At 36.2% G+C, this 9,728-nt stretch carries 5 protein-coding genes and 1 pseudogene; 4 read left to right on the top strand and 2 right to left on the bottom strand.

The window, feature by feature from the left end; translation table 11 throughout:
- Positions 1-237, bottom strand: a pseudogene (locus P8M54_RS11320) (glycosyl hydrolase); the annotation flags it as partial.
- Between the two features lie 275 nt (positions 238-512).
- Here P8M54_RS11320 and P8M54_RS11315 point away from each other — a divergent pair.
- From P8M54_RS11315 to lgt, 4 genes are all read left to right on the top strand, one after another.
- The gene (locus P8M54_RS11315; protein WP_300287970.1) at positions 513-3,422 is read left to right on the top strand and encodes an FAD-binding and (Fe-S)-binding domain-containing protein; all 2,910 of its coding nucleotides are present in this window, start codon (positions 513-515) and stop codon (positions 3,420-3,422) included.
- Positions 3,423-3,654: 232 nt separating this feature from the next.
- A complete protein-coding gene (locus tag P8M54_RS11310; protein WP_300287971.1) occupies positions 3,655-5,583 on the top strand; it encodes an amino acid permease in 1,929 nt (642 codons plus the stop codon).
- Between the two features lie 214 nt (positions 5,584-5,797).
- Positions 5,798-8,206, top strand: coding sequence for an outer membrane beta-barrel family protein (locus P8M54_RS11305; RefSeq protein WP_300287969.1), 2,409 nt, complete (start codon positions 5,798-5,800; stop codon positions 8,204-8,206).
- Between the two features lie 123 nt (positions 8,207-8,329).
- Positions 8,330-9,160, top strand: coding sequence for a prolipoprotein diacylglyceryl transferase (gene lgt / locus P8M54_RS11300; RefSeq protein WP_300287967.1), 831 nt, complete (start codon positions 8,330-8,332; stop codon positions 9,158-9,160).
- 40 nt (positions 9,161-9,200) lie between these two features.
- Here the strand turns inward: lgt and P8M54_RS11295 are convergent.
- Positions 9,201-9,728, bottom strand: a 528-nt coding sequence (locus P8M54_RS11295) for a PLP-dependent transferase (protein WP_300287966.1), incomplete at its 5' end; no start/stop codon positions are given.

Genomic DNA, 9,728 nt, shown 5'->3' with positions numbered 1-9,728 from the left:
AATAACTGCGTTGTAATTTAATTTTTTGTAGGTATCCAAAATAGCTATAAAATCTTTTTGTTGCTTTTCGACAGCATCGGTATTGCTGGTTGGCCAATCAATATTGGCAACAGTCGCAATCCAAACGGCTCTAAATTCATTTTTAGGGTTTGAATTGTTTTTTTCTTGTGCTTCAACGCTCGAGATTGAGAGTATCAAAAGAGAAAAGAGTACAATAAAAGATTTACAAGTATTCATTTTAGGTTTGTTTATCGCCTCCAAAAATAGTTTTTTTGACGTAGTTAATTAGATAAAAAGGGATTAAAATTTGCCTAACGCAGTATTTACAATTTGTTTGCCAGTTTTTCATTTGCTTCCAAGGATCGTAAGTTTATTTGGTCTTATTGGCAGTAGTGATTAATTTATCTTTCTTTTTTGGTTTTATACTTTAGTAAAGGACCTTATCTTTATATTTGTCAAAGGATGGCTGTTGCAACAGTTATCACGTAAATAGGTAATACAATTAGAGTAACATGTCAAATTCACTTCCTTTACAACAATTGTCTGATGCAATTGAAGGTACCCTTTTATTCGATGATCTTCATAAAACGTTGTATGCTACGGATGCTTCGGCCTACCGTATTATGCCTTTGGCCGTGGCTTTACCCAAGACGGATGCCGACATTGTAAAGTTAATTCATTTTGCAAACGAACATGGTGTTTTTCTAATTCCACGAACTGCAGGTACTTCGCTTGCCGGTCAAACGGTAGGAAACGGAATCGTCGTAGACGTGTCCAAGTATTTTACCAAGATTTTGTCTTTCGATCCAATTAAAAAAACAGTTACTGTTCAACCCGGAGTAATTAGGGATGAACTTAATTTATATTTAAAACCACACGGATTGTTTTTTGGACCCAATACTTCTACTTCCAATCGATGTATGGTAGGAGGTATGGTTGGTAATAATTCTTCTGGAACAACTTCGATTCGGTATGGTGTAACTCGGGATAAGATTGTTGAAATCAAAACGATTTTAAGTGATGGTTCGCAGGCGACATTTAAAGAGTTGACTTCAAGTGAATTTCTTTCAAAAAAGCAAGGCGATACACTTGAAAGTGCTATTTACAAATCATTGTACGAAGAACTTTCAAATAAGGAAATCCAAAATGAAATAATAAAAGAGTTTCCAAAGCCCGAAATTCACCGACGAAATACGGGTTATGCTGTCGATATTTTGTTGCAATCAGACCTCTTTGGCGGAAGCCAACCAACTATAAATGTTGGAAAATTACTGTGCGGAAGCGAGGGAACTCTTGCTTTTACAACCGAAGTAACCTTACAACTGGATGATTTACCGCCAACCAATAATATCATGGTAGTGGCGCATTTCACGAGTATTCAAGAAAGTTTAGAAGCGGTGATGATCGCCATGAAACATCATTTGTACACTTGCGAAATGATTGATGACACCATTTTAGATTGTACCAAAACAAATAAAGAGCAAAGTAAAAACAGGTTTTTTATTCAGGGTGAACCCAAAGCGATTATGCTCTTTGAAGTCGCTTCTCATGCGAGTATGGAGGATGCCGAAAATCAGGCAAATGCGTTAATTAAAGATTTAGAAGCGCATCATTTTGGATATGCTTCGCCAAAATTATACGGTGCTGATATTGATAAGGTAAATGAACTAAGAAAAGCGGGTTTAGGTTTACTTGGAAGTATTGTGGGTGACGATAAAGCAGCGGATTCTATTGAGGACACTGCAGTTGAACTAAGTGATTTACCTGCCTATATTGCTGATTTTTCGGCAATGATGGAGCGCCACGGTCAAAGTGCCATTTATTATGCGCATGCTGGAGCGGGCGAATTACACCTTAGACCTGTTTTGAATTTAAAAACGGCAGAAGGGGTGCATCAATTCAGAAATATTGCTACAGAAGTGGCTGTTTTGGTAAAAAAATACCGAGGCTCGCTAAGCGGTGAACATGGTGATGGAATTGTACGTGGCGAATTTTTACCGTTTATGATTGGTGAAAAAAACTATGAATTATTAAAGCGTGTCAAATTGGCTTTCGACCCGAATTCAGTTTTGAATATGGGAAAAATTGTAAATGCCTTGAAAATGGACGAGAATTTCCGTTTTGAAACGGGCAGGGTAGAGCCAGAGGTGCAAACTCTCCAAGATTTCTCAGATAGCATTGGGATTTTAAGAGCTGCTGAAAAATGCAATGGCTCAGGTGATTGTCGTAAGTTACCATCGGCCGGAGGAGCTATGTGCCCAAGTTACCGCGCCACTCGAAATGAAAAGGATACGACTCGTGCCCGCGCAAATGCACTACGAGAATATTTAACCCAATCTGAAAAAGAGAACAAATTCGATCATAAAGAACTATACGAAGTGTTTGATCTTTGTGTGAGCTGTAAAGCCTGTGCTAGCGAATGTCCATCGAATGTAGATGTTGCATCGCTTAAGGCCGAATTTTTATACCAATATCAAAAAGCCAATGGCTTTACATTCCGAAATAAAATTTTTGCTAATAATGCTAAGATGAACGCCATGGGAAGTTTGTTTCCCTCGTTGACCAATTTTGTTGCTAATTTATCATTTGTTAAGAAAAGAATGGGGATTGCTCCAAAGCGCCAAGTGCCTTTATTAGCACCGCAAACGCTTCGAAAATGGATTGATAAACAGGAAAGAACTCAATCAGAATTTCTAAAAGGTAAATTGTACTTATTTATTGATGAGTTTACCAATTACTATGATGTGCAAGTAGGAATTGACGCTTTTGAGCTTTTAACACAATTAGGATATCAGGTTTTAATAGCAAATCACGAAGAAAGTGGAAGAGCCTTAATTTCCAAAGGATTTTTAGAAGAAGCGAAGCTAATTGCGATTAAAAATGTTTCGACTTTTGCACCACTTATTACTGACGATTGTCCGCTAGTAGGGTTAGAACCTTCGGCGATATTGACCTTTAGAGATGAGTATTTGCGTTTAGCACAAAATAAAACAGATGCCAACCAATTGGCTAAAAATGTTGTGACCATTGAGGAGTTTTTCAAGAACGAAATCACAAAGGGAAAGATACACGCTGATCAATTTACGGAAGAAGCGAAGCAAATAAAAATTCATGGCCACTGCCATCAAAAAGCGTTAAGTTCCATTGAAGCCACTTTTGCTATGCTAAACCTCCCTAAAAATGCAGCGGTGACGATATACAATTCGGGCTGTTGTGGTATGGCGGGGTCCTTTGGTTACGAAAAAGAGCATTATGACATTAGCATGCAAATGGGGGAAGACACCTTATTCCCGAAAGTAAGAGCAACCGAGGCAACTGTGGCTATTGCGGCTGCAGGAACTAGTTGCCGTCATCAAATATATGATGGAACTAACCGCAAGGCGCAGCATCCTGTATCTATATTAAGGAGTTGTTTGAAATAAATTTAAATGAAGCAAAAAGGTACTTGTTACATCGTTTATTATTTTGAATGTTTTGATGGTCGTATTGCATCCTAATCTGGTTTTTAATTTTGAAATAACAAAAAACAAGGCGTTAAATCAGTAAAAATTAAATTAGTTTTATACATTTGGATTTCGAATAAAATGAGGATTATTTTAGAAATAATTAAATTTTATGAAGAAGATAGTAAGTTTTAATGAGAAAAAGCAACATATGAAGGGTTCGAGTTTATTTAGAAAAAAAACAGTTCAAGATATTTTAAAGCAAGTAGAGCAAAATGAATCCGATGGGCATAATGCATTAGGAAGACATTTGACAGCCAGAGATTTAGCTGCTTTTGGTATCGCCGCTATCATTGGTGCAGGTATCTTTAGTACGATCGGAAAAGCGAGTGCTGATGGAGGTCCTGCGGTTATTTTCTTATTTATTTTTACGGCATTAGCTTGTAGTTTTGCTGCTTTTGCCTACGCTGAATTTGCCTCGATGGTTCCCGTTTCTGGAAGTGCCTACACCTATTCGTACGTAGCTTTTGGAGAATTAATTGCCTGGATTATAGGATGGGCACTGATTATGGAGTATGCTATTGGTAATATTACCGTTGCTATTTCTTGGAGTGATTATTTCACGGGCTTACTCGAAAGTGGTGGCATTCATCTCCCGCAGTGGATACAAATGGATTACCTAACAGCATCAAACGGCTTTAAAGACGCAACGGCATTAATGCAAAGCGGAAAATCATACGAAAACTTAAGTGAAGGGCTAAAAGCGTCCTATATGGCTTGGACAACTTCGCCTACAATAGGATCTTTTCACTTTGTAGCGGATTTACCCGCTTTGTTTATAATTGTACTTATAACCGCTTTGGTATACCGTGGAATGAAGGAATCTCGTAATGCCAGCAACATGATGGTCGTTGTAAAACTGTGCATCATTTTACTCGTAATAGCAGTGGGTGTTTTTTATGTAGATACTGATAATTGGACTCCCTTCGCACCAAATGGTGTCAGCGGAGTGTTAAAAGGAGTGTCGGCAGTGTTTTTTGCTTACATTGGTTTTGATGCAATTTCAACAACAGCTGAGGAATGTAAAGATCCACAACGCGATTTACCAAGAGGGATGATGTGGGCCATTATTATTTGTACTGTGTTGTACGTGATCATCGCCTTAGTTTTAACCGGAATGGTAAACTATAGCTTACTTGATGTTGGTGATCCTTTAGCGTTTGTATTTGCTAAGCTAGATTTAAAATGGATGTCGGGAATTATTGCAGTAAGTGCTGTAATTGCTATGGCAAGTGTACTGTTGGTTTTCCAAATGGGTCAACCTCGTATTTGGATGAGTATGAGTCGTGACGGTTTATTGCCAAAGAAATTTTCTAGAGTACATCCAAAATTCAAAACACCTTCGTACGCTACTGTTGTAACCGGTTTTGTAGTTGCAGTTCCTGCTTTGTTCTTAAACTTAACAATGGTAACTGATCTCTGTAGTATTGGTACTTTGTTTGCTTTTGTATTGGTTTGTGCTGGAGTTTTAGTACTTCAAAATAAAAAAGATATTCCGCGTGGGAAATTCAAAACACCCTACGTAAATTCTAAGTATGTTGTGCCTTTTATGTTGGCTGCAGGATTATTTTACGCTTTCAATTACAACAACAAAGCTACGATGGGCTTTATTACTAATGAAGCTAAAATTGTAAATGCAACTGATATCATCACTTCGCTAAACAAAGAAGATTCTCAAAAAGTATACGATTATTTAGTAGGTCTTGAAGCAAAATCAACAACTGAAAAATTAGATTTAGAAAATTTATTGAGCCAATATCAGCAAGACGATGCTAAATATGCAGAGGTTGTAGGCAATTTGCCAATTGACAATGACTTAAAATATGAAAGTGGTTTTGCTTTATTCAAACATAAAATTCCAATGTGGATTTTCTTATTTGTCTTGGTAGGACTAACATTTTGGTCATTCCGTGAAAACCTTTCATTGATTCCTTTATTAGGTTTGGTGAGCTGCTTGTACATGATGGCTGAGTTAAGTGTTTGGAATTGGATTTACTTTACCATTTGGTTACTAATCGGACTTACAATTTACTTTGGCTTTAGCCGAAAAAACAGTAAATTGAACTGGAAAGACGCTTAAGGTAAAGTGATTTACATTTGGAAAACCGTTCTGATTATTTCAGAACGGTTTTTTTTTGAGATCGAAACTAGAAAATTAAAGCTGACGGACTACTGATTACAGTAAATACGGGTTAGATTATAACTGTTTGCAGAGCTTGGGGACAAATTTCTAGCCTACGCTCTTAAATAAAAATACTTACTTTTACATTCAATTTCTAAAAGATACTGCTGCTATGCGATTAAAAATAATACTGACTTTACTGTTACAACTAATTTTTATTTCGGTTATCCATTCACAAAAAAATGTCACAATATCGGGTCTAATTAAAGATAGTAAGAGCCAGATCGTTTTACCTTACGTGAATGTAGTTTTAAAAACAGAAAAGGACAATGCTTTCGTAAGTGGCGCAATTACCAATGAAGAAGGTCGGTTCACTTTATCAAATACAAAATCGGGGAAATACTTTTTGGAAATTTCTTATTTGGGTTACACCACTTTAAGGCAAGAATTATATGTAGGAACGCTTTCTGAATTTTTGGACCTTAATACTATTGAACTAGTTGAGAATCTAAACCAACTTAATGAAGTCGTAATTACCTCCAAAGCAAGTGAAATTAGCGATAAAATGGATAAAAAGACTTTTTCACTACAAGATAATATCAGTCAAACAGGTGGTTCAGTGCTTCAAGCTATGCAATATTTACCCAGTGTCACAGTTCAAGATGGTAAAGTTCAGCTAAGAGGAAATGATAAAGTAACCGTGCTTATTGATGGGAAACAAACAGCGATCACAGGTTTTGGTGGTCAATCAGGTTTAGATAATATTCCAGCATCGGCCATAGAAAAGATAGAAATCATCAATAATCCCTCATCGAAATACGACGCGAATGGAAATGCGGGAATCATTAATATAATTTACAAAAAGAACAGAAAAAACGGTTTTAATGGGAAGCTCGGTTACACCACCGGTTTAGGATCATTATGGGTTCGAAAAGAGAACTTACCAACCATTCGACCGCAATATACTTTTACACCCAAAATTAATCCTAGTGTTTCCTTAAATTATAAGAAGGACAAAGTAAATGTGTTTTTCCAAGGTGATTATTTGTACACCGAAACGTTGAATAAAAATGAATTTGTGACGCGAACGTATGACGATGGTGCTATTATTAATTCACAATTAAAAAGGAATAGGAACACCCATTTTACTACTTTGAAAACGGGAGTCGATTATGCTATTAACGACCAAAATTCATTGACTATTTCGGGACTTTTTGGATCAGAGAAGATCATTGATCGCGGGGATCAACCGTTTTTTAATGCAGATTATTCACAGCGCCGCAGATTATGGCAATTTCTTGAAGATGAGTTGAAAACGACTTGGATGGCAACTGCAGCCTACCAACATAAATTTAAAGAAGCGGGTCGTTTATTAAACATTGGTTTTAATTATACCTTTCACAGGGAGGACGAGAAATATTTCTATGATAATTTCTTACCTTCTTCAACAGGCACTGATGCGTTTAAGCTTTTGTCAGATGAGCAAGTGTATGATTTTAATTTGGATTACATCAAACCATTGAAGTATGGTAGACTTGAAACGGGTTTAAAACTTCGTAACCGCAGTATTCCAACAAATATGCAATTTATGCCAGGCGCAAATTCGGTTCTAGATGCTAGTGCTGGCGGAGCAGCAACTTACAAAGAATTAATTCCTGCCGTTTATGGGAATTATATTTTTGAAAATAATAAATGGGAAGCAGAGCTTGGTTTAAGAATAGAGTATGTAAAAATAGAATATGATGTAAACGAAGATCATCCTGTTTATACAACTGATAGTTACAATTATACGCAGCCCTTTCCTAATTTTCGTTTAGCCTATAAAATCAATGATAACAACAAACTGTCGGCTTTTTACAATCGAAGAGTAGACCGACCGAATGAGGTTGATATTCGTATTTTTCCTAAATATGACGATGCCGAAATTATTAAAGTAGGAAACCCAGCCTTACGACCACAATTCACTAATTCAGTAGAACTTGGTTTTAAAAACAATTGGGAAAAAGGAAGTTTGTATACTGCCGCTTACCATCGTTTTGCTGATGGTACCATAACTAGAATCTCGAGTACTGTGACGGGAAGTCCTATTATTTACGCCATTTTTCAAAATGTGAAAAAAAGTTTCAATAGCGGTGTAGAGGTCGTTTTAAGCCAAGAAGTATCAAAATTGTATTCCTTCAATATTAATTTGAATGGGTACAGAAATCAAATCGATGCTTTTACTGTTGAAAATAAATATCCCGTTGTGAACACCTTTTCCGCAGACCAACAGCAAATCATTTCTGGAAACATAAAATTGAATAATACCTTTAACTTTCGCAAGGAGTTTAGTGCGCAATTAACGGCGATTTATTTGGCACCAGATATTATTCCGCAAGGAAAAATAAAGTCGCGATTTTCAATTGATCTAGGTGTAAAAAAAGCAATTCAAAAAGGAAAAGGAGAGTTGTTTATAAACGCCACCGATTTATTTAATACCATGATTACCAGAAAAGAAATTACAGGTCAAGGTTTTGATTATATTAGCAATGATTATTACGAAACTCAGGTAGTTCGTGTTGGGTATAGTTATAAATTTTAATCAGGAAGAGTAAGGGTTGGATAATTGCTGAAATCGACTAAACCTTATGTTGATAATAACTAAAAATAAAAAAAACGAAACCATAATGCAACACGCATTTAATTCTAACAACTAATAAATTGTATGACTGCATTGTATATCAATTGGGATTTTAACGATCAAATTATTTCTATTTTTGGTTTTCCATTAAAATATTACGGACTCTTATTTGCATCAGGATTGTTGCTCTGCATGTATTTTCTAAAAGGCATTTTTAAAGCAGAAAAGCTTTCGAGTGAAGCGCATGAAGCATTATTCATGTATGGTATTATTGGGATATTTGTAGGAGCAAGATTAGGACATTGTTTTTTCTATGATTTTGACTACTATTCGCAACACTTGCTTGAAATAATCTTACCTATTCAAAAAACAGCAAATGGGTCTTATCACTTCATTGGTTATGCGGGTCTAGCTAGTCATGGTGGTACTTTGGGTTTATTGCTTGCCCTTTATTTGTATGCTAAAAAGTATCAAATAAAATACATGATGATTCTCGATCTGATTGCTGTAGTTGCTCCTTTGGGCGCGACTTTTATTAGATTGGCTAATTTGATGAATTCAGAGATGATAGGAAATCCGACTAGTATGCCTTGGGCCTTTGTATTTAGCAGGATAGATAATGAGCCTAGGCATCCCGCACAGCTATATGAAGCACTTGCTTATTTGATGATTTTCATCACTATTTTTGCTATTTATAGATCTAAAAAGATAAAAATTGGCAAAGGTTTTTATTTTGGATTTACGATCACATTAATTTTTGTAATGAGAATTCTCATTGAATTTGTAAAGATCAACCAAGTTGAGTTTGAAAATGGAATGCTGTTAAACATGGGTCAAATATTGAGTATTCCATTTATCATTATTGGAGTTTATTTTATCACTAAAAGCATCCAAACAAAAAAAAATCCGTTGTAGTTTACTCTACAACGGATTTTAAAAGTATTGGTTTATTTTATTACAAAATAGAAAGCTCTTGCATGCAAGCCTTCATCATTTGATATGTTCTTTCAATATCATTATCTAATCCTATCGAGAAACGAATTAATCCATCCGTCAAGCCCATTTCTGCTTGTTCTTCCATAGGGATTTCGCTTGATGTTGAGGTTCCAGGTGCGCTAAACAATGTTTTGTAAAATCCTAAACTCACTGCTAAGTACCCAAGATTTTTAGACTGCATTAACTCCATTAAAGCATTGGCTTGAGCCAAAGAACCCACGTCAATCGTCATCATTCCTCCATAACCGTACTCAGGATTGATCATCCCGGAATAAATTGCATGACTCGGGTGACTCGCTAATCCGGGGTAAACCGTTTTTAAACCGTCTTTTTCAAAACGCTCTGCTAGGTAAGCCGCATTATGGCTGTGTTGCTTCATACGGATGTGTAGCGTACGCATGTTTTTCATCACACTCGCTGATCGTAAACTATCCATTGTTGGACCTAAAAGCATACTTGCTCCACTATTTACATCCTTAAGTTTGTT

The sequence above is a fragment of the Flavobacterium sp. genome, assembly GCF_029242675.1.
In the GTDB taxonomy this organism is placed as follows: domain Bacteria; phylum Bacteroidota; class Bacteroidia; order Flavobacteriales; family Flavobacteriaceae; genus Flavobacterium.
Note: the sequence above shows the minus strand (reverse complement) of the source record. Positions and strands in the feature narration are given on the sequence as shown.

What these genes read in the sequence shown, in the direction of transcription:
- P8M54_RS11315 (WP_300287970.1), top strand. Translation starts at nt 513, where the DNA reads ATGTCAAATTCACTTCCTTTACAACAATTGTCTGATGCAATTGAAGGT.
- P8M54_RS11310 (WP_300287971.1), top strand. Translation starts at nt 3,655, where the DNA reads ATGAAGGGTTCGAGTTTATTTAGAAAAAAAACAGTTCAAGATATTTTA.
- P8M54_RS11305 (WP_300287969.1), top strand. Translation starts at nt 5,798, where the DNA reads ATGCGATTAAAAATAATACTGACTTTACTGTTACAACTAATTTTTATT.
- lgt (WP_300287967.1), top strand. Translation starts at nt 8,330, where the DNA reads ATGACTGCATTGTATATCAATTGGGATTTTAACGATCAAATTATTTCT.